The sequence below is a fragment of the Xylanimonas oleitrophica genome (genome assembly GCF_003244315.1).
Classification (GTDB): Bacteria; Actinomycetota; Actinomycetes; order Actinomycetales; family Cellulomonadaceae; genus Xylanimonas_A; species Xylanimonas_A oleitrophica.
The window spans coordinates 226,054-244,094 of record NZ_QKWH01000004.1; the positions used below are offsets into that span (position 1 = coordinate 226,054).

The window sequence follows — 18,041 nt, forward strand, 5'->3', positions numbered from 1 at the left end:
TCCTACGCTCCCCGGGAACGGCCACGGCACCGACGCCGCGGCTCGGACTCGAGGAGGAGTCATGCGTCCCGTCAGGATCTTCGCCGCGGCCACCGCCGTCGTGCTCGCCACGGCGCTGACCGCGTGCTCGGCGCTGGCGTCCGGCGACCAGGGCGCCGGCGGGAGCGCCGCCGCAGAGGGCGGCATCGGCTCCCTGAGCATCGTCGTCCCCGCCGAGCCCGGCGGCGGCTGGGACCAGACCGGCCGCGCCATGCAGGCCGCCGCCCAGACGGAGGGCCTCGTGCCCAGCGCCAGCGTCACCAACGTCGGCGGGGCCGGCGGCACCGTGGGCCTGGCCAACATCGCCAACTCCAACGACCCGTACACGCTGCTGGTCATGGGCCTGGTCATGGTGGGCGCCGTCGAGACCAACCAGTCGCAGGCCCGCATCGAGGACACCACCCCCATCGCCCGCCTCACCGAGGAGCAGGAGATCATCGTGGTCCCCGCCGGCTCCCCGTACGAGACGATCGACGACCTCGTCGAGGACATCAAGGCGAACGGCAAGGGCGTCACCATCACCGGCGGCTCCGCAGGCGGCACCGACCACATCCTCGCGGCGATGCTGCTCAAGGCAGCCGGCGTGCCCTCGGCCGACGTCGCCACGACCCTCAACTACGTCGCCTACTCCGGCGGCGGGGAGTCCCTGGCCGCCCTGCTGGGCAACAACGTCGACGCGGGCATCTCGGGCGTCGGCGAGTACGCGGAGCAGGTCCAGGCGGGCACGCTGCGGGCGCTCGCCGTCTCCGGCGCGGAGCGGGACCCGGCCCTGCCGGACGTCCCCACGCTCACCGAGGCGGGCTACGACGTCGAGCTGACCAACTGGCGCGGCGTGGTGGCCCCCGGCTCGATCGACGACGAGCAGCGCGCCGCCCTCACCGAGCTGGTCACGTCGCTCGCCCGGTCGCAGACCTGGCAGAGCACGCTGGAGGAGCGCGGCTGGAGCGACGCGTTCCTCGCCGGGGACGAGTTCGACGCCTACCTGACCGAGAACATCAGCGAGGTGCAGTCGGTGCTCCAGGACATCGGGCTGGTGCAGTGAGCACCGCGCAGGGTCCGACGGCGGGGGCCGACGGCACGTCGCTGGCCCCCGCCCCCGGGGCGCAGGAGGCCCCCGGCGGCAGCGACACCGCCGGTGCTGACGGTGACCGCGGTGCTGACGGTGGCCCCGAGGCCGGCGTCGGCCGGGCCGCGCCCACGGGCCGCCGCCTGGGCGAGCTCGTCGTGGCCGCGGTCGTCACGGGTCTCGGTGCGTTCGTGCTCGTGGACGCGGGCTCGATCGTCGTGCCGGGCTCGGCCAACACCCTCGGGCCGCGCGCCTTCCCGTACCTGGTGGGCGGCCTGCTGCTGGTCGCGGGTGTCGCCCTGCTGGTCCAGGTGCTCCGCGGGCGCCTGGGCGAGGAGGAGGGCGGCGAGGACGTCGACCTCGCCGTCCGCACCGACTGGCGCACCGTGGCGATCCTCGCCGGCGTGTTCGTGCTGCACGTGTTCACCATCAACCCGCTCGGCTGGCCGCTCGCCGGCGCCCTCCTGTTCGCCGGCTCCGCCGTCGCGCTGGGAGCCCGCCCGTGGTGGCGGGCCGTGGCCGCCGGCGTGGTGCTCGCGCTCGTCATCCAGGTCGTCTTCGGCGCCTGGCTGGGCCTGAGCCTGCCTGCCGGACCGTTCCTGAGAGGGGTGCCGTTCCTCCATGGGTGACCTTCCCGCCCTGCTCGAGGGCTTCACCACCGTGCTGCACCCCACCTACCTGCTGTACGCGCTGTTCGGCGTGTTCGTGGGCACCGCGGTGGGCGTGCTGCCCGGCATCGGCCCCGCGATGACCATCGCGCTGCTGCTGCCCCTGACGTACTCGCTGGAGCCCGCGGCGGCGATCATCGTGTTCGCCGGCATCTACTACGGCGGCATGTACGGCGGCTCCACCACGTCGATCCTGCTGAACACCCCGGGCGAGTCGGCATCGATCGTCACCGCGCTCGAGGGCAACCGGATGGCCCGGGCCGGCCGCGGTGCCGCCGCGCTGGCCACGGCGGCGATCGGCTCGTTCGTGGCCGGCACCGTGGCCACGGTCGCGCTGACGTTCGTGGCACCGGTCGTGGCCCGCTGGGCCGTGCGGCTCGGCGAGCCCGACTACTTCGCGCTCATGGTGGTCGCGTTCATCACCGTGGGAGCCCTGCTGGGGTCGTCGGTGCCGCGCGGCATCGCGGCCCTCGGCCTCGGCCTCTTCCTCGGCCTGGTGGGCACCGACACCCTGACGGGCCAGCAGCGCTTCACGTTCGGGCTGCCCAGCTTCGCCGACGGCATCGACGTCGTCGTGGTGGCCGTGGGCCTGTTCGCCGTGGGGGAGGCGCTCTACACCGCCTCGCGGCTGCGGCACGGGCCCGTGCACGTCATCCCCGTCGAGAAGGGGTGGCGCACCTGGATGAAGCGCGAGGACTGGCGCCGCTCCTGGAAGCCGTGGCTGCGAGGCACCGCCATCGGCTTCCCCGTGGGCACCATCCCCGCGGGCGGAGCCGACGTCGCCACCTTCCTGTCGTACGCGGCCGAGCGGCGGCTGGCCGGCCCGCACCGCAAGCAGTTCGGCCGTGGCGCCATCGAGGGCGTCGCCGGCCCGGAGTCCGCCAACAACGCGGCCGCCGCCGGCGTCCTCGTGCCCCTGCTGACCCTGGGCCTGCCGACGACGGCGACCGCCGCGATCATCATCGCCGCGTTCCAGTCCTACGGCATCCAGCCGGGCCCGCTGCTCCTGCAGAACCAGTCAGGTCTCGTGTGGGCGCTCATCGCGAGCCTCTACATCGGCAACGTGATGCTCGTGGTCCTCAACCTGCCGCTGGTGGGCATGTGGGTGCGCATCCTGCAGATCCCGCGCCACTACCTGTACGCGGGCATCCTCCTGTTCGGCGCCCTCGGCTCCTACGCCCTGAACTTCTCCCCGGTGGACGTGCTGATCCTCCTGGGCATCGGCGTGGTCGGGTTCTTCATGCGCCGGTTCGGGTACCCCGTGGCCCCCATGGTGGTGGGCATGATCCTCGGGCCCATGGCGGAGGACAGGCTGCGGCGCTCCCTGGCGATCAGCCAGGGCGACCTCACGTACCTGGTCACGAGCCCGTTCGCGGCCAGCGCGTACCTCGCGATCGTCGTCGTGGTGTGCCTGGGGCTGTGGCTGCGCCGGCGCGAGCAGAAGGTCGACGCCGAGCTGGAGGGCCTGGCGGAGGAGATCCGGGTCGAGTCGCAGCAGCAGGAGGTGCGCTGATGGGGGACGAGGCGCTGCCCGGCACCGGCGTCGTCGTCGTGAGCACCACCACCCAGCAGGTGCTGTTCACCGCGCCCTGCCCGGTGCTGGCGGTCCGTGGCGCCTAGGCTGGGCCGCATGGGTACCGCGCTCGTCACCGGCGCCACCGCCGGGCTCGGACTGGAGTTCGCCTGGCAGCTGGCCACGGCCCGGCACGACCTCGTGCTCGTCGCGCGCGACGAGGAGCGGCTGGAACGGGTCGCCCGGCAGATCCGTGCCGCCGCCGGCGTGCGGGTGGAGGTGCTGCCCGCGGACCTGTCGGCGCCGGGCGACCTCGACCGCGTGGCCGAGCGCCTGGCGGTGACGGGCGACGAGCCCGGCGACGACCGGCGACCGGTGGGACTGCTGGTCAACAACGCCGGGTTCGGCACGAGCCAGCGGTTCGTCGACGGCGACCTCGACGTCGAGCTGCAGGCGCTGGACGTCATGGTCCGGGCCGTGCTGGTCCTCACCCGGGCGGCCGTGGCGCAGATGACGGCTCGCGGCCGTGGCGCGATCCTCAACGTGGGATCGGTGGCCGCGCTGACGGCGGGCGGCACCTATGCCGCGGCCAAGGCGTGGGTCCGTTCGTTCACCGAGGGCCTCGCCGCCGAGCTGCGGGGCACCGGCGTGACGGCCACCGTGGTGGCGCCCGGGTTCACGCACACCGAGTTCCACGCCCGCGCAGGGTCGGACATGGCGTCGTTGCCCGAGCTGGCCTGGCTGCAGGCGCCGCGCGTGGTGGCCGACGCGCTGGCCGACGTGCGCCGCGGGGTCGTGCTGTCCACGCCGTCGGTGCGCTACAAGGCGGCGTCCGCGCTGCTGCGGGTGCTGCCGCGCGCGGCGGTGCGCCGCCTGGGCCACTACCGCTGAGCTACAGCCAGTCCGCCGGCGCCCGTCCCGCTGCACCGCGGTGTCGATGATGCTCACGGCCACATCCTGGTGGCCGCCCGTACGCTTGTCCCCGTGACCACCGCTGACTTCTCCCCGACCCCCCGCGAGCAGCTGCTCGAGCTCATCAAGGAGCTCGCCGTCGTGCACGGCAAGGTGACGCTGTCCTCCGGCAAGGAGGCCGACTACTACGTCGACCTGCGCCGGATCACGCTGCACCACCGGGCAGCGCCCCTGGTGGGCCACGTGCTGCTGGACCACCTGGAGGAGCAGGGCCTCGGCACGGCGGAGGTGGACGCCGTCGGCGGCCTCACGCTGGGGGCCGACCCCATCGCCGACGCCCTGCTGCACGCCGCCGCCTCGCGCGGGCAGGAGCTCGACGCGTTCGTGGTGCGCAAGTCCGCCAAGACGCACGGCATGCAGCGCCAGATCGAGGGCCCGGACATCGCCGGCCGCAAGGTCGTCGTCGTGGAGGACACGACGACCACGGGCGGGTCGCCCATCACCGCGATCGAGGCCGCCCGCGCCGCGGGTGCCGAGGTGCTCGCCGTGGCCACGATCGTGGACCGCGCGACCGGGGCGGGGGAGAAGATCGAGGCCCTCGGCGTGCCCTACCACTACCTGTTCAGCCTGGAGGACGTCGGGCTGGCCTGACGCGGCGGCGTCTCAGGGCAGGTGCTGCTCCAGCCCTCTGAACCAGCGCTCCTGGTAGGCGGGCAGGCCGGCGGCCAGGGCGCGGCGCACCCCGTCGCGCACCTGGTCGGCCGACCACCAGCCACGGCGCACCAGCGCGGGGACGACGTGGTCGTCGAGCCGGCGCCCGTACGTCGTCTGGTCGCGCTGCGCCGGCGATGCGCCCTTGACCCCCGGCACGTCGAACAGCCGCGCGAACGTCGTGGTGATCAGCACCGGCCGCTCTTCCAGGTAGCGGAGCAGCTGGGCGCCGTCGCCGGTGCCGGGCACGCCGGTCACCAGCATCAGCACGGCCCCGTCCTCGACCGGCGGGGGGACGAGTCCGGCGTGGGCCCAGTCGAACATCGCCGCCCGCCCGGCGTTGCGGTCCCAGGCCTTGGGGTCGGCCCGGAACTGATCCGACCAGCGGGTGACGAAGGCCGGCAGGTCGTCCGGCAGCAGGCGTGGCAGCACGTCACGGGCGACGGCGAAGTCCAGGGGCCACAGGCCCGTGGCCCGCGCGAGCGGCGAGGTGGCCAGCAGCACGCACTCCGCCACCTGGTGGTGGCCCGGCCTCAGCGGGCCGTCCCAGGCAGGCTCGCGGGCGGCGACCGGGGCGGCGAGCAGCTCGCGCGCCGTGGTGCGCAGCCGGGCCGGGAGCCGGCGGCGGGCCGCAGGGTCGAGCGGTTCCAGCACGGCCACGGCCGCCGCGAGGTCGCCCGAGCGCAGCGCACCGGCCAGCAGCGCCGCCGGCTGGGCGAGGCCAGACCCGGCGGCGTTCACACCAGCTCGACCAGGTCCGCGATCGAGTCGACCACGTGCGAGGGCCGGAAGGGGTACTTCTCCACCTCGTGGGCAGCGGTCGAGCCGGTCATGACCAGGAACGTCTCCAGCCCTGCCTCGATGCCGGCGACGACGTCGGTGTCCATGCGGTCGCCGATCATCGCCGTGGTCTCGGAGTGCGCGTCGATGCGGTTGAGGGCCGAGCGGAACATCATGGGGTTGGGCTTGCCCACGTAGTACGGCTGGCGGCCCGTGGCGGCGGTGATCATCGCGGCCACCGACCCGGTGGCGGGCAGCGGGCCCTCCTTCGAGGGGCCGGTGGTGTCCGGGTTCGTGGCGATGAACCGCGAGCCGCCCAGGATGAGTCGGATCGCCTTGGTGATGGCCTCGAACGAGTACGTGCGGGTCTCGCCGAGCACCACGTAGTCCGGGTCGTTCTCCGTGAGCGTGTAGCCCGCCTCGTACAGCGCGGTGGTCAGGCCCGCCTCGCCGATGGCGTACGCCGAGCCGCCCGGCACCTGGTCGGTGAGGAACTGCGCGGTGGCCAGGGCGGAGGTCCAGATGGACTCCTCGGGCAGGTCGATGCCGCTGTCGGCCAGCCGCGCCCGCAGGTCGCGGGCCGTGAAGATCGAGTTGTTGGTCAGCACGAGGAACGGGCGGCCCTTGTCCCGCAGGGCCTTGATGAACTCCGGCGCACCGGGGATGGCGTACCCCTCGTGCACCAGGACGCCGTCCATGTCGGTGAGCCAGGACTCGATGCTGCGCTCGGTCACGGGTTGTCCTCTCGGTCAGGTGCTCGAGCCCGCCGGCGCCGGGGCGGCGGCAGCGGGCCGTCGTCCCCGACCGTACCGGCCGGGGCCCGCGCTGCGCCGGTGGCCGCGCTCGTGGCGCGGACCCGGTGCGGCGGGTGCGACGGCGCCCGGCGGGGCGCTGGGACGCCGTGGTGGTGGAGGTGCCGTGCACGGAGCGTGAGGGACGCCGCCGCCCGCCTCGCTCGCCTCCGCGCCCACTAGGCTTCCGCGGGTGACGACCTCCCGCTCCCCGGAGCCGCCTCGCCACGTCGCTCCTCCCGTCGCAGCCCCGGCGTCCGCCGGTGTGCGCACCAGCTGGCGCTCGGCGCCGCTGTCCGCGCTGCGCGGCGGCCTGGTCGGCGCGGCGGAGTCGGTGCCCGGCATCTCCGGCGGCACCATCGCGCTCGTGGTGGGCCTGTACGACCAGCTCATCGACGCCGCCGGCCAGCTGCTGCACGCCGTGCGCACCCTGGTGGCCGACGTCGCCCGCGGCCGTGGCGCGTCCGCCGGCCTGCGCGCGCTGCGGCAGATCGACTGGCCGCTGCTGGTGCCGGTGCTGGCGGGCATGGTCGTGGTGCTGCTGGTGTCCCTCAGCGTGGTGGCGCCGCTGCTCGAGGAGCACCCGGTGCCCACGCGGGCGGTGTTCTTCGGGATGATCGTGGTGTCGGTGGCGGTGCCGCTGCGGATGATGCCGCACCGGTTCCGACCCCTCGACGGCGTGCTGCTGGTGGTCGCGGCCGTGGCCGCGTTCGCGCTGACGGGCCTGCCTGCCGCGCAGTCGACCGGCGACCCGGCCCTGTGGTTCGTGTTCCTGGGGGCGGCGCTGGCGATCAACGCGCTCGTGCTGCCCGGCGTCTCCGGGTCGTTCCTGCTGGTGGTGCTCGGTCTGTACGTCCCGGTCCAGGAGGCGTTGCACGCCCGCGACCTGGGGTTCGTCGGGACGTTCCTCCTGGGCGCCGTCGTGGGCCTGGCCTCGTTCGTGAAGGTGCTGCAGTGGCTGCTGCACCACCGGCGCCAGGGCACGATGGCGGTGCTCGCGGGCCTCATGATCGGCTCCCTGCGTGCCCTGTGGCCGTGGCAGGACGCCGACGGAGGTCTGCAGGCGCCGTCGGAGAGCGTCGTGCTGGTGGTGGTGCTGGCGTTCGCCGGTGCCGCCGTCGTCCTCGCGGCGATGCTGTGGGAGTCGCGCCTGACGGCCGCGGGGCAGACGCCCGGCCGTGCCTGAGACGCCCGACGGCGTCGGGGTCGGCCCTTGGGAGGGTCCCTGGCCCGAGGACGCGCGCTACGACCCCGAGCTGCTCGAGCACGGCGACCGGCGCAACGTCGTCGACCGTTACCGCTACTGGTCTGTCGAGGCCGTCGTGGCCGACATGGACGCGCGGCGCGACCCCGAGCGGTTCCTGCACGTGGCCATCGAGAACTGGGCGCACGACCTCAACATCGGCTCCGTGGTGCGCACCGCCAACGCCTACAACGTGGCGGGCGTCCACGTGGTGGGCCGGCGCCGCTGGAACCGCCGGGGGGCGATGGTCACCGACCGTTACCTGCACGTGCACCACCACCCCGACGCCCAGGCCCTCGCCGGGTGGGCGGCCACGGCCGGTCCCGGGGGCGAGCGGGTCCCGCTGGTCGGCGTGGACAACGTGCCCGGCTCGGTGCCGATCGAGGGGCGGGAGCTGCCCCGGCGGTGCGTGCTCGTGCTGGGCCAGGAGTCCACGGGCCTGACGGCCGAGATGCAGGCGGTGTGCGACGTCGTCGTGCACGTCACCCAGCACGGCTCCACGCGCTCCCTGAACGCCGGCGCGGCCGCGGCGATCGCCATGCACTCCTGGGCGTTGCAGCACCTGCCGCCCGGCCGCTGAGCGCTCCCGGGAGGGGACCTTGGTCCCGACTCCGGCCGCGATCGTCTCGCGGGCCGGGGTGGGAGTGACGGCCGAGGCGCGGGCGTGGGAGGATCGACCAGGCATATCCGTACGTCACCTGGAGTATCAAAGATGCCCATCGCAACCCCCGAGGTCTACGTCGAGATGATCGACCGGGCCAAGGCCGGCAAGTTCGCCTACCCCGCGGTCAACATCACGTCGTCGCAGACGATCACCGCCGCCCTGCAGGGCTTCGCGGAGGCCGAGTCGGACGGCATCATCCAGGTCTCCGTCGGTGGTGCCGAGTACGGCTCCGGCGCGACGGTCAAGGACCGCATCGCCGGCTCGCTCGCCCTGGCCGCCTACGCCAACGAGGTCGCCAAGAACTACCCGGTGAACATCGCCATCCACACCGACCACTGCGTCGCGGCGAACCTCGACTCCTGGGTCCGCCCGCTGCTCGCCCTCGAGGCGGAGCAGGTCAAGGCCGGCAAGCTCCCCACCTTCCAGTCGCACATGTTCGACGGCTCGACCGTGCCGCTCGAGGAGAACCTCGAGATCGCCGCGGAGCTGCTCGAGCTGTCGCAGGCGGCCCGCACGATCCTCGAGATCGAGATCGGCGTCGTCGGTGGCGAGGAGGACGGCCACACGGCCGAGATCAACGACAAGCTGTACTCGACGCCCGAGGACGGCCTGGCCACGGTCAAGGCCCTCGGCGCCGGCGAGAAGGGCCGCTACCTGACGGCCCTGACCTTCGGCAACGTGCACGGCGTGTACAAGCCGGGTGCGGTCAAGCTGCGCCCGTCGATCCTGGCCGACATCCAGAAGGCCGTGGGCGACGAGATCGGCAAGGAGTCGCCGTTCGACCTCGTGTTCCACGGTGGTTCGGGCTCGACCGCCGAGGAGATCTCGGAGGCCGTGGACAACGGTGTCATCAAGATGAACATCGACACCGACACCCAGTACGCGTTCACGCGCCCCGTGGTCGAGCACATGTTCAAGAACTACGACGGCGTGCTGAAGATCGACGGCGAGGTCGGCAACAAGAAGGCCTACGACCCGCGTGCCTGGGGCAAGCTGGCCGAGGCCGGCATGGCTCAGCGCATCGTCGAGGCGGCGCAGCAGCTGCGCTCGGCCGGCAACAAGATGTGATCCTCCGCTGAGGACGCCGAAGGGCCCGCACCCCCGGGGGTGCGGGCCCTTCGTGCGTGCCGGGCGCTGCGTGGTGCGTGCCGCCGGGTGCCGCCTGCGCGTGCCGGTCGGCCGGGACGCGCTCGTGCCGGTCAGCGGGGGACGTCGATGCCCTCGTCCTCGTCCACGATCTCGAGCAGCTCCCCGATCCGCGTCACCTCGAGGAGGAACTTCACCGTGGGCGGGGCCCGCAGGATGCGCACCTTGTGCGGCAGCCGGGACGCCAGGCGCGCGAGGAACGCGACGCCGGAGGAGTCCATGAAGGTGATGTGGTGGGCATCGATCTCCACCGGCAGACCGGTGGCCTCCGCCTCGGTCATGGCCTCGCCGAGCTCGGGGCCGATGTCGGCGTCGATCTCGCCGGAGAGCACCAGCCGTGCTCGTGAGGCCCCCACGATCAGGTGGACGCTCGCGGGATCCCCCATGTCGGGCAGATCGTCGTGCGTGTCCGGGCCGCCCAGCGTGGCGGCCTTCGGTTCTGATGCTTCGCGCACGATGCTCCTCTCAAGTTCCCGGCATGCCTCGCGTCCTGTCGGGTACCACACTACGGTTTGATGACCAGCAGGAACACCACCATGACGGTGCACACTCGCACAGCGGAGGCCGAATGACCGATATGCCCGGTCTGAGCCCTCTGTCGTCCCCGAAAGAGCCCCGTCCGCCGCTGCCCCCGATTGTCGCAGAGATGGCGGCCGGCTCGCCCCTGTGCATGTTCCTGACCGGCACGCTGGAGGAGGGGATGCCCCTTCTGTGGGTGAACGAGGCATTCGTCGCCAAGACGGGGGTGCACCCGGGGCTCCCGTCGGTGCAGCCGGGCGCCACGCCGGGTCCGGTCGGGCCGCTGGGCCGGCTGCTCGCCGCGCCGGAGGACGCCCAGAGCCTGCTGCCGGTGCTGGCCGCGGGGGAGCCGGGCGTGTTCACGCTCCAGTGCCGCCAGCGGGACGGCGGCACCTACTGGGCCCACGTCACGTTCACGCCCCGTCACGACGACGCGGGCCGTCTCACCCACTACCTCGGCGTCAGCGTGGACGTGTCGGCGTACGTGGACGAGCACGCGGCGCAGCTGCACACCCTGGAGGTGGAGCGCCGTCAGCGTGCCGACCTGGACCTCATCGCGCAGTCCACCGAGCTGCTGGGCGACCTGGAGTACCCGTACGCCCTGCGCGACATCGCCGACCTGCTGCGCTCGTTGGTGCCGTGGTCGGGCTTCTACCTCAACGACGACGGCCTGGTGTTCGCCGAGGGCATCGACGTGGCCGCGCCGCCCAGCGGTCGGGGGCGCCGGCACGCCCGGTACGTGCCCGACACGGCCACGGACGCCCTGGAGGGGGACGCCCAGCACCCGCTGCGCCGCGCCCACGCCGTCGACGCCGTGCAGGACCTCCTCGACGGCCTGGTGGACGGTCCCGTGCTGGTGCGGCTCGACGTCGACTACCCGACGTACTCGGCGTCGGGCTGGCTGCGCCGCGACCTGGTCCACCGGGTGCTGGAGGAGACGGGGGCGCGCCCGGGCTCCGTCGTCGTGCACGCGGTCGGCGGGCGGCGCCAGGTGCTCGGCCTCCTGGTCACGTGGCACGGTGACGCCGCGCCGGGGCCGGGCGTCGTGGTCGACGACGACGAGACGGACCCGTTCGGCGTGGCCCGCGGCGTGCACGGGGTGCAGGACGACGTGCGCACCGTGGTGGAGGTGATCGCCCGCCGGGCGGGCACCGCGATCGACAACGCCCGCCTGTACGCCCGTGAGCACCGGCTGGCCGAGGCGCTGCAGCGGGCCATGCTGCCCGAGCAGGCGGACGTCACGGGCCTGGACGTGTGGACCTACTACGCGCCCAACGCCGAGCACGCCCAGGTGGGCGGCGACTGGTACGACGTGCTGCAGATCGACGAGGAGACCGCCGGTCTGGTCATCGGCGACGTGGTGGGGCACGACGTCGAGGCGGCTGCGGCCATGGGCCAGCTGCGGTCGGTGGTGCGCTCCTACGCGTACGAGCTGACCACGCCCGGCGTCGTGCTGGAGCGGGTCGACCAGCTGGTGCAGGGCATGCGGATCCCGCGCTCGGCGAGCCTGGTCTACGCGACGCTGCGCCCGCGCCCGCAGGAGGAGCCGGCCGCGCCCGGCGGCACCGCGCCGGGCCTGACGTGGGACGTGGAGTACACCCGTGCGGGCCACCTGCCGCCCCTGCTGCTGCGCGACGGCGAGGTGACCCAGCTCGACGAGGGCGGTGGCTCGCTCGTGGGCTTCGGGTTCGCCGAGCGGCACACCGCCACCGAGGTGCTGCGCCCCGGTGACGTGCTGCTCTTCTACACCGACGGGCTCATCGAGCGCCGCGACCGGTCGCTCAAGGTCGGCCTCGACGCGCTGGTGGCGACCTCGCGCCGCATCACCGCCCGCGACGCGGCCGGGGTGGGCGAGGAGCTGCTCTCGCGGCTGGCGGACGCGCCGGAGGACGACGTCGCCATCGTGGTGGTGCGGGTGCCCGACCCGGTGGGCGACGCCGGCACCCCGGCGCTGAGCCCTCGCTCGCGGCGCTGGCTGCTGCCGAGCGAGCCCGCGTCGATCGGCCGGGCGCGCCATGCCGTGCTGCGCAGCTGCGAGGCGTGGGGGCTGCCCGACTCGGCGTCGGCGGAGCTGGTGGTCTCCGAGCTGGTCGCCAACGGCGTGCTGCACGGCTGGGGAAACATCTCGCTGCGCCTGTTCGACACGGGCGAGGGGCTGCGCATCGAGGTCGAGGACGCGAACCCGGCCCCTCCTGTCACCACGGACGGGCACCCCAACCGGGTGGGTGGGTTCGGCATGCAGATCGTCGAGCGGCTGGCCGACTGGGGCTGGCGGCCGGCCGGCTCGGGCAAGCTCGTGTGGGCCAAGCTGCGCCAGCCGGCGTCGGTGGGGGCGGGCGGTGGCTCGTCGTCGGGCAGCGGCGGGGGCGCGGCCGCGCGGTAGCCGTGAGCAGCCGGTGACGGCGCGGCGGCTCGGTGCTGGTGGCCCGTGCGGGTGGCTCGGTACGGGCCGCCGCGCGCGGCGCGGGGCCTGGCCCCGGGCCGGGTCAGCCCTCGGTGGGACGACGGCGCTGCGGCAGCGCCGTGGGGGTCTGTGGCGCGGTGTCGGGCTCGGTGGCCTCGGTGCCCGTGGCGTCGCCGGCCTGCACGTCCCCGGACTCGCAGCTGTGCTCGTGGTCGATGCGGAACATGTCCAGCGCCCCGCACACCTCCAGCACGAACAGGTCGCGCTCGTCCGCTCCGCGCAGCACGGTGGCACCGCCGCGCTTGCGGCCGGCGTCCGCCAGCGAGATGAGGAACGCCGCCCCGGTGGAGTCCATGAACGTGACCCGGCACATGTCGATGACCAGCAGCTGGCGCCGCAGACCCACGACCCGTGCCGCGATCTCGGGGAACTGGTCCCGTTCGGCGAGGTCCAGGTCGCCGGCGATCACGAGGGTCGCCGTCGTGGGCGACGTCGCGATCTCGATCATGGAGCGAGACTACCTGGACACCGCGACGGCGGGGCGGTCATGGCGCTGGCAGGATGGCGTCATGACCGACGCGCACTCCCGCGACCTCATGGCTCCCGAGCCCACGCTGCTGCCCGACGACCTGCCGCAGGTGCGCACGGGCCTCGACTCCGGGGAGGACCCGGCGGCGCTGGCGGCCGCCTACCCGGCGTCGTCGCTCGCGTGGGCGGCCCTGGCCGAGGCGACTCTCGACGGTGCCGACGGCGAGCCCGGCACCGCACGAGCGGTGACGGCCTACGCCTACGCCCGCACGGGCTACCACCGCGGCCTTGACTCGCTGCGACGCGCGGGGTGGCGCGGCCGTGGTCCGGTCCCGGCGTCGCACGAGCCCAACCAGGGGTTCCTGCGCGCGCTGCTGGCGCTCGCGCTGGCGGCGAGGCTGATCGGGGAGGACGCCGAGCACGAGCGCTGCGTGCAGTTCCTGGCCGACTCCGGGACGTCGGTGGACGAGGTCCGCGCGCTCCTCGGCTGAGGCCCGCTCCTCGCCGGATGGTCAACGCCGGGTAAACTCGCACGCGGCCCGGTCGGCGGCTCCGACCGAACCCCCCCCGGGGCGAACGCCGGGTCTCGTCTACCTCAAGGGAGTGTTCCCCATGCCAGCGGTCGTGCTCGTCGGTGCCCAGTGGGGCGATGAGGGCAAGGGCAAGGCGACGGACCTGCTCGGGTCCCGCGTCGACTACGTGGTGAAGTTCAACGGCGGCAACAACGCCGGTCACACCGTGGTGATCGGCGACGAGAAGTACGCGCTGCACCTGCTCCCCTCGGGCATCCTGTCGCCGGGCGTGGTGCCGGTGATCGGCAACGGCGTCGTCGTCGACATCGAGGTGCTGTTCGAGGAGCTGGACGCGCTGATCGAGCGCGGCGTGGACGTCTCCCGCCTGCTCGTCTCGAGCCAGGCGCACGTCATCACGGGCTACCACCGCACCATCGACAAGGTCACGGAGCGGTTCCTCGGCAAGCGCCGCATCGGCACCACGGGCCGCGGCATCGGCCCGGCGTACGCGGACAAGATCAACCGTGTGGGCATCCGGATCTCGGACCTGTTCGACCCGAAGATCCTGCGCGCCAAGGTGGAGGGCTCGCTCGACCAGAAGAACCACCTGCTGGTGAAGGTCTACAACCGCCGTGCGGTGGACGTGGACGCCACGGTGGACGAGCTGCTGGCCTACGCCGAGCGCCTGCGACCGATGGTCGCGAACACGCCGCTGGTCCTCAACGACGCCCTCGACGAGGGCAAGACGGTCCTCTTCGAGGCGGGCCAGGCCACGATGCTCGACATCGACCACGGCACGTACCCGTTCGTCACCTCCTCCAGCGCGACGGCCGGCGGTGCGGTGACGGGCTCGGGCATCGGCCCGACGCGCGTCGACTCGGTGCTCGGCGTCATCAAGGCGTACACCACGCGCGTGGGCGAGGGTCCGTTCCCCACCGAGCTGTTCGACGACTCGGGCGAGTACCTGCGCAAGACCGGCGGCGAGTACGGCGTCACCACGGGCCGCCCGCGCCGCACCGGCTGGTACGACTCGGTGATCGCCCGCTACGCCTCGCGCATCAACGGCCTGACCGACCTGGTGGTCACCAAGCTGGACGTGCTGACCGGCCTGGAGAAGGTGCCGGTCTGCGTGGCCTACGACGTCGACGGCACCCGCTACGACGAGATGCCGGACGACCAGACGGCGTTCCACCACGCCAAGCCGATCTACGAGGAGCTGCCCGGCTGGTGGGAGGACATCTCCGGTGCCCGCACGGTCGAGGACCTGCCCAAGAACGCGCAGGAGTACCTGACGTTCATCGAGAGCATCTCGGGCTGCCGCATCTCGGCGGTCGGTGTGGGTCCGCGCCGCGACGAGATCATCCCGATCCACGACCTGATCCACGGTCGCTGAACCTTCTCGACGGTCGCTGACGGGCGACCGGCCCCGGGACGCCGTACGTTCCCTCGCCATGGAGAACCAGAGCGAGGGGACGTACGGCGTTCGCCGTCAGGGCACGACGGCGGAGCCCGCCGTCGTGCGCGAGCTCGCCCCCACGGGGGCGCTGCGCGCCGTGGTGAACCTGGGCAACCCGGTGCTGGCGCAGGGGGAGCCGGACGCCCCGCGGGGCGTGACGGTGGACCTGGCTCGCGAGGTCGCGCGCCGCCTGGGCGTCGGCGTCGAGCTGGCGTGCGTGCGCGCGGCGAAGGCGTCGTTCGAGGCGGTCGCCTCGGGCGAGGCGGACCTCGGCTTCCTCGCGGTGGAGCCCGCCCGGGCCGAGCGGGTCGCGTTCACCGCGCCCTACGTGGTCATCGAGGGCGTCTATGCGGTGCCGGTGTCCTCGGGGACGACGACGGCGGAGGACGTCGACCGCGACGGTGTCCGCGTGGGCGTCAAGGAGGGCTCGGCCTACGACCTGTACCTGACCCGCACGCTCGAGCGGGCCGAGATCGTGCGCGGGGTCGAGGGCACCGTCGTCTTCGAGTCCGAGGGGCTGGACGTGGCCGCGGGCATCCGCCAGCCGGTGGAGCGGTGGGCTGCCGAGCGCGGTGACCTCCGGGTGCTGGAGCCGCGCTTCACCGAGATCCGCCAGGCCGTGGCCACCGGGCGCGACCGGTCCGCCGAGGCGGTCACGTGGCTCGGCGTCGTGGTCGAGGAGCTGAAGGCGAACGGGTTCGTGGCGGAGGCGCTGGCGGCCTCCGGCCAGGACGCGAGCGTCGCCCCGCCCGCCTGAGGCCCACCTCTACACTGGGCGTCCGTGAAGATCCTCGTCGTCGGGACCGGTGCCCGCGAGCACGCCATCGTCCACGCCCTCGCCGCCGAGTCCCGGGACGGGCAGGGTCACGAGCTGCACGCCGCCCCCGGCAACCCCGGCATCGGGCGGGAGGCCACGCTGCACCCGGTCGACGCCACCGACGGCGCCGCCGTGACGGCGCTCGCGCAGCAGCTCGGCGCGGAGCTCGTGGTGGTGGGTCCCGAGGCACCGCTGGTCGCGGGCGTGGCCGACGCCGTCGCGGCCGCCGGCATCCCCGTCTTCGGGCCGTCCGCCGAGGCGGCGCGGCTCGAGGGCTCCAAGGCGTTCGCCAAGGAGGTCATGGCGGCCGCGAACGTCCCGACGGCGATGGCGCACGTGTGCACCACGCTGGCCGAGGTCGCTGAGGCGCTCGACGGGTTCGGCGCCCCCTACGTGGTCAAGGACGACGGCCTGGCCGCCGGCAAGGGCGTGGTGGTGACGTCGGACCGTGACGCTGCCCTCGCCCACGCGGGCGCTGCCCTGCTGGCCCGTGGCGCCGAGGGACGCGTCGTGGTCGAGGAGTACCTCGACGGCCCCGAGGTCTCCCTGTTCTGCATCAGCGACGGCACCACCGTGGTGCCTCTCGTCCCGGCCCAGGACTTCAAGCGGGCCGGGGACGGCGACGCCGGCCCCAACACGGGCGGGATGGGCGCCTACACCCCGCTCGACTGGGCGCCCGCCGGGCTCGTGGACGAGGTGGTGGAGCGCATCGCGCAGCCCACCGTGGACGAGATGGCCCGCCGGGGCACCCCGTTCGCCGGCGTGCTGTACGTGGGCCTCGCCCTGACCTCCCGCGGCACCCGCGTCGTGGAGTTCAACGCCCGCTTCGGCGACCCCGAGACCCAGGTGGTGCTCGCGCGCCTGCGCACCCCGCTGTCCACCGTGCTGCTCGCCTCGGCCACCGGCACGCTGGCCGACCTGGAGCCGCTGCGCTGGTCGCCGGACCCGGTCGTCAACGTCGTCGTCGCCGCCCACGGCTACCCGGGCACCGTGCGCTCCGGCGACCCGGTCACGGGCGTCGAGGACGCCGAGGCGCTCGACGGCGTGCACGTGCTGCACGCCGGCACCTCGCTCGACGGCGACATCCTGGTCGCCTCCGGCGGCCGCGTGCTGTCCGTCGTCGCGCAGGGGGGCACGCTGGACGAGGCCCGCGCTCGCGCCTACGAGGGCGTCGCGGTGATCGGTCTGGAGGGGTCCCACCACCGCACCGACATCGCCCTCAAGGCCGCGCGCGGCGAGGTCACCGTCCCGGCCGTCTGACTCGCCGCGCACGATCACTGCGCGGCGGCGACGAGTGCTTCCCTGACCACCTGGACGGCGCGGCGTGCCAGGGTTCCCCGGCGCACGAGAGCCCAGATCCGACGCTCGCCGAGCCCTTCCACCGGATAGGTGGCGATGTCGCCTCGCTGCGACACCGCGCGCTGCGGCAGCACCGTGACGGCGAGGTCACGCGCGCAGAGGTCCAGGAGCAGCTCCAGGCTCGTGCACCGAGCCACGACGTGAGGCTCGAACCCTGCGGCGCGGCACCGTCCGGGCAGCAGGCGTCCGAGCTGGCTGCTCTCGCTCTCCAGGGCCCACCGTTCCCCGGCCAGCTCTTCCAGCCGGACCGGCGCCGACCCGTCACCGAGGCGTCGTCCCGCTGCGGCGACCACGAGCAACGGGTCGCGCGTGAGCTCGGTGCGGCGCAGGACCGGGTCCTCGACGAGCGGCACGTCCTCTTGGTCGAACGTCACCACCACGTCGCAGGTGCCGCGGTGCAGCGCCTCGACGCTGTCGTGCGGCTCCAGCTCGTGCACCTGGAGCTCCAGACGCGGGTGGGACCGCGCGAGTGCAGCCATGGCGGGCAGGACGATCGTCGAGACCGCGCTCGCGAAGCCACCGACCCGGACCACCCCCATCGCCTCCGTCCCCATCTCGGAGAGCTCGACCTCGACGGCCTCGAGATGCTGCAGGACCTCGCGGGAGAGCTGAGCCAGGCGACGGCCTGCGGGCGTGAGCTCGAGCAGCCGCCCACGCCGTTCGAACAGCGAGGTGCCGGCCTCCCGCTCGAGCCGGGCGAGCTGCTCGCTGACGCTCGCCGGGCTGAGGTGGAGGGCCGTGGCTACCGCGCGGACCGTGCCGAGGCGGTCCAGACCGTCGATGAGCCGCAGCCGCCACGGGTTGAGCATCGTGCTTCCTCTCGCCGGTGCGATGGTCGGGGAGACCCTATCGTCAGGCGCTGCCGAACAGCCTGCCAGGAAACCTGTGCTGGTGGTGAACGATCAGGATGCCT

Annotated in this window: 18 protein-coding genes; 13 read left to right on the forward strand and 5 right to left on the reverse strand. The window is 73.6% G+C overall.

Going from position 1 to position 18,041, the window contains the following annotated elements:
* Window positions 1–61: 61 nt before the first annotated feature.
* From DNL40_RS08255 to pyrE, 5 genes are all read left to right on the forward strand, one after another.
* Window positions 62–1,081 (forward strand): Bug family tripartite tricarboxylate transporter substrate binding protein, encoded by a 1,020-nt coding sequence (locus tag DNL40_RS08255; RefSeq protein WP_111250763.1) that lies wholly within the window; start codon window positions 62–64, stop codon window positions 1,079–1,081.
* Window positions 1,078–1,734, forward strand: coding sequence for a tripartite tricarboxylate transporter TctB family protein (locus DNL40_RS08260; RefSeq protein ID WP_245885764.1), 657 nt, complete (start codon window positions 1,078–1,080; stop codon window positions 1,732–1,734). Before DNL40_RS08255 ends, DNL40_RS08260 begins: the two co-directional genes overlap by 4 nt.
* Window positions 1,727–3,286 (forward strand): tripartite tricarboxylate transporter permease, encoded by a 1,560-nt coding sequence (locus DNL40_RS08265; protein ID WP_111250764.1) that lies wholly within the window; start codon window positions 1,727–1,729, stop codon window positions 3,284–3,286. Before DNL40_RS08260 ends, DNL40_RS08265 begins: the two co-directional genes overlap by 8 nt.
* A gap of 117 nt (window positions 3,287–3,403) precedes the next feature.
* A complete protein-coding gene (locus DNL40_RS08270; RefSeq protein ID WP_111250765.1) occupies window positions 3,404–4,177 on the forward strand; it encodes an SDR family NAD(P)-dependent oxidoreductase in 774 nt (257 codons plus the stop codon).
* 93 nt (window positions 4,178–4,270) lie between these two features.
* Complete coding sequence (pyrE, locus tag DNL40_RS08275; RefSeq protein ID WP_111250766.1) at window positions 4,271–4,849, forward strand: orotate phosphoribosyltransferase; 579 nt, start codon at window positions 4,271–4,273, stop codon at window positions 4,847–4,849.
* A 12-nt stretch (window positions 4,850–4,861) separates the two neighbouring features.
* Here pyrE and DNL40_RS08280 read toward each other — a convergent pair whose 3' ends face one another.
* Together DNL40_RS08280 and DNL40_RS08285 are read right to left on the reverse strand one after the other, a co-directional pair.
* A complete protein-coding gene (locus DNL40_RS08280; RefSeq protein WP_111250767.1) occupies window positions 4,862–5,650 on the reverse strand; it encodes a hypothetical protein in 789 nt (262 codons plus the stop codon).
* Window positions 5,647–6,387 (reverse strand): HAD-IIA family hydrolase, encoded by a 741-nt coding sequence (locus DNL40_RS08285; protein ID WP_111250857.1) that lies wholly within the window; start codon window positions 6,385–6,387, stop codon window positions 5,647–5,649. Before DNL40_RS08285 ends, DNL40_RS08280 begins: the two co-directional genes overlap by 4 nt.
* A gap of 286 nt (window positions 6,388–6,673) precedes the next feature.
* Between DNL40_RS08285 and DNL40_RS08290 the strand changes: the two genes are divergently transcribed.
* The 3 genes from DNL40_RS08290 (at window position 6,674) to fbaA (ending at window position 9,455) form a co-directional block, all read left to right on the forward strand.
* The gene (locus DNL40_RS08290; RefSeq protein WP_245885766.1) at window positions 6,674–7,666 is read left to right on the forward strand and encodes a DUF368 domain-containing protein; all 993 of its coding nucleotides are present in this window, start codon (window positions 6,674–6,676) and stop codon (window positions 7,664–7,666) included.
* Complete coding sequence (locus tag DNL40_RS08295; RefSeq protein ID WP_111250769.1) at window positions 7,659–8,303, forward strand: TrmH family RNA methyltransferase; 645 nt, start codon at window positions 7,659–7,661, stop codon at window positions 8,301–8,303. Before DNL40_RS08290 ends, DNL40_RS08295 begins: the two co-directional genes overlap by 8 nt.
* A 132-nt stretch (window positions 8,304–8,435) precedes the next feature.
* The gene (gene fbaA / locus DNL40_RS08300; RefSeq protein ID WP_111250770.1) at window positions 8,436–9,455 is read left to right on the forward strand and encodes a class II fructose-bisphosphate aldolase; all 1,020 of its coding nucleotides are present in this window, start codon (window positions 8,436–8,438) and stop codon (window positions 9,453–9,455) included.
* Window positions 9,456–9,586: 131 nt separating this feature from the next.
* Here fbaA and DNL40_RS08305 read toward each other — a convergent pair whose 3' ends face one another.
* Entirely contained in the window at window positions 9,587–9,988 is a 402-nt protein-coding gene (locus DNL40_RS08305; RefSeq protein ID WP_245885767.1) for an STAS domain-containing protein, read from the reverse strand.
* A 191-nt stretch (window positions 9,989–10,179) separates the two neighbouring features.
* Between DNL40_RS08305 and DNL40_RS08310 the strand changes: the two genes are divergently transcribed.
* Complete coding sequence (locus tag DNL40_RS08310; protein ID WP_245885769.1) at window positions 10,180–12,435, forward strand: SpoIIE family protein phosphatase; 2,256 nt, start codon at window positions 10,180–10,182, stop codon at window positions 12,433–12,435.
* A 103-nt stretch (window positions 12,436–12,538) separates the two neighbouring features.
* On the opposite strand, the gene DNL40_RS08315 is transcribed toward DNL40_RS08310, so the two are convergent.
* On the reverse strand, window positions 12,539–12,964 hold the full coding sequence (locus DNL40_RS08315) for an STAS domain-containing protein (RefSeq protein ID WP_111250772.1): 426 nt from the start codon (window positions 12,962–12,964) through the stop codon (window positions 12,539–12,541).
* 61 nt (window positions 12,965–13,025) lie between these two features.
* On the opposite strand from DNL40_RS08315, the gene DNL40_RS08320 reads away from it, so the two are divergent.
* The 4 genes from DNL40_RS08320 (at window position 13,026) to purD (ending at window position 17,029) form a co-directional block, all read left to right on the forward strand.
* Window positions 13,026–13,475 (forward strand): DUF3151 family protein, encoded by a 450-nt coding sequence (locus DNL40_RS08320; RefSeq protein WP_111250773.1) that lies wholly within the window; start codon window positions 13,026–13,028, stop codon window positions 13,473–13,475.
* Between the two features lie 121 nt (window positions 13,476–13,596).
* Window positions 13,597–14,889 carry an adenylosuccinate synthase gene (locus DNL40_RS08325; protein ID WP_111250774.1) on the forward strand — a complete coding sequence of 431 codons (1,293 nt, stop codon included), beginning with the start codon at window positions 13,597–13,599 and terminating at the stop codon, window positions 14,887–14,889.
* Between the two features lie 58 nt (window positions 14,890–14,947).
* Window positions 14,948–15,709 carry a transporter substrate-binding domain-containing protein gene (locus DNL40_RS08330; protein WP_111250775.1) on the forward strand — a complete coding sequence of 254 codons (762 nt, stop codon included), beginning with the start codon at window positions 14,948–14,950 and terminating at the stop codon, window positions 15,707–15,709.
* Between the two features lie 24 nt (window positions 15,710–15,733).
* Window positions 15,734–17,029 (forward strand): phosphoribosylamine--glycine ligase, encoded by a 1,296-nt coding sequence (purD, locus tag DNL40_RS08335; protein ID WP_111250776.1) that lies wholly within the window; start codon window positions 15,734–15,736, stop codon window positions 17,027–17,029.
* Window positions 17,030–17,043: 14 nt separating this feature from the next.
* Here the strand turns inward: purD and DNL40_RS08340 are convergent, their stop codons facing one another.
* The gene (locus DNL40_RS08340; protein WP_111250777.1) at window positions 17,044–17,937 is read right to left on the reverse strand and encodes a LysR substrate-binding domain-containing protein; all 894 of its coding nucleotides are present in this window, start codon (window positions 17,935–17,937) and stop codon (window positions 17,044–17,046) included.
* Between the last annotated feature and the right edge of the window lie 104 nt (window positions 17,938–18,041).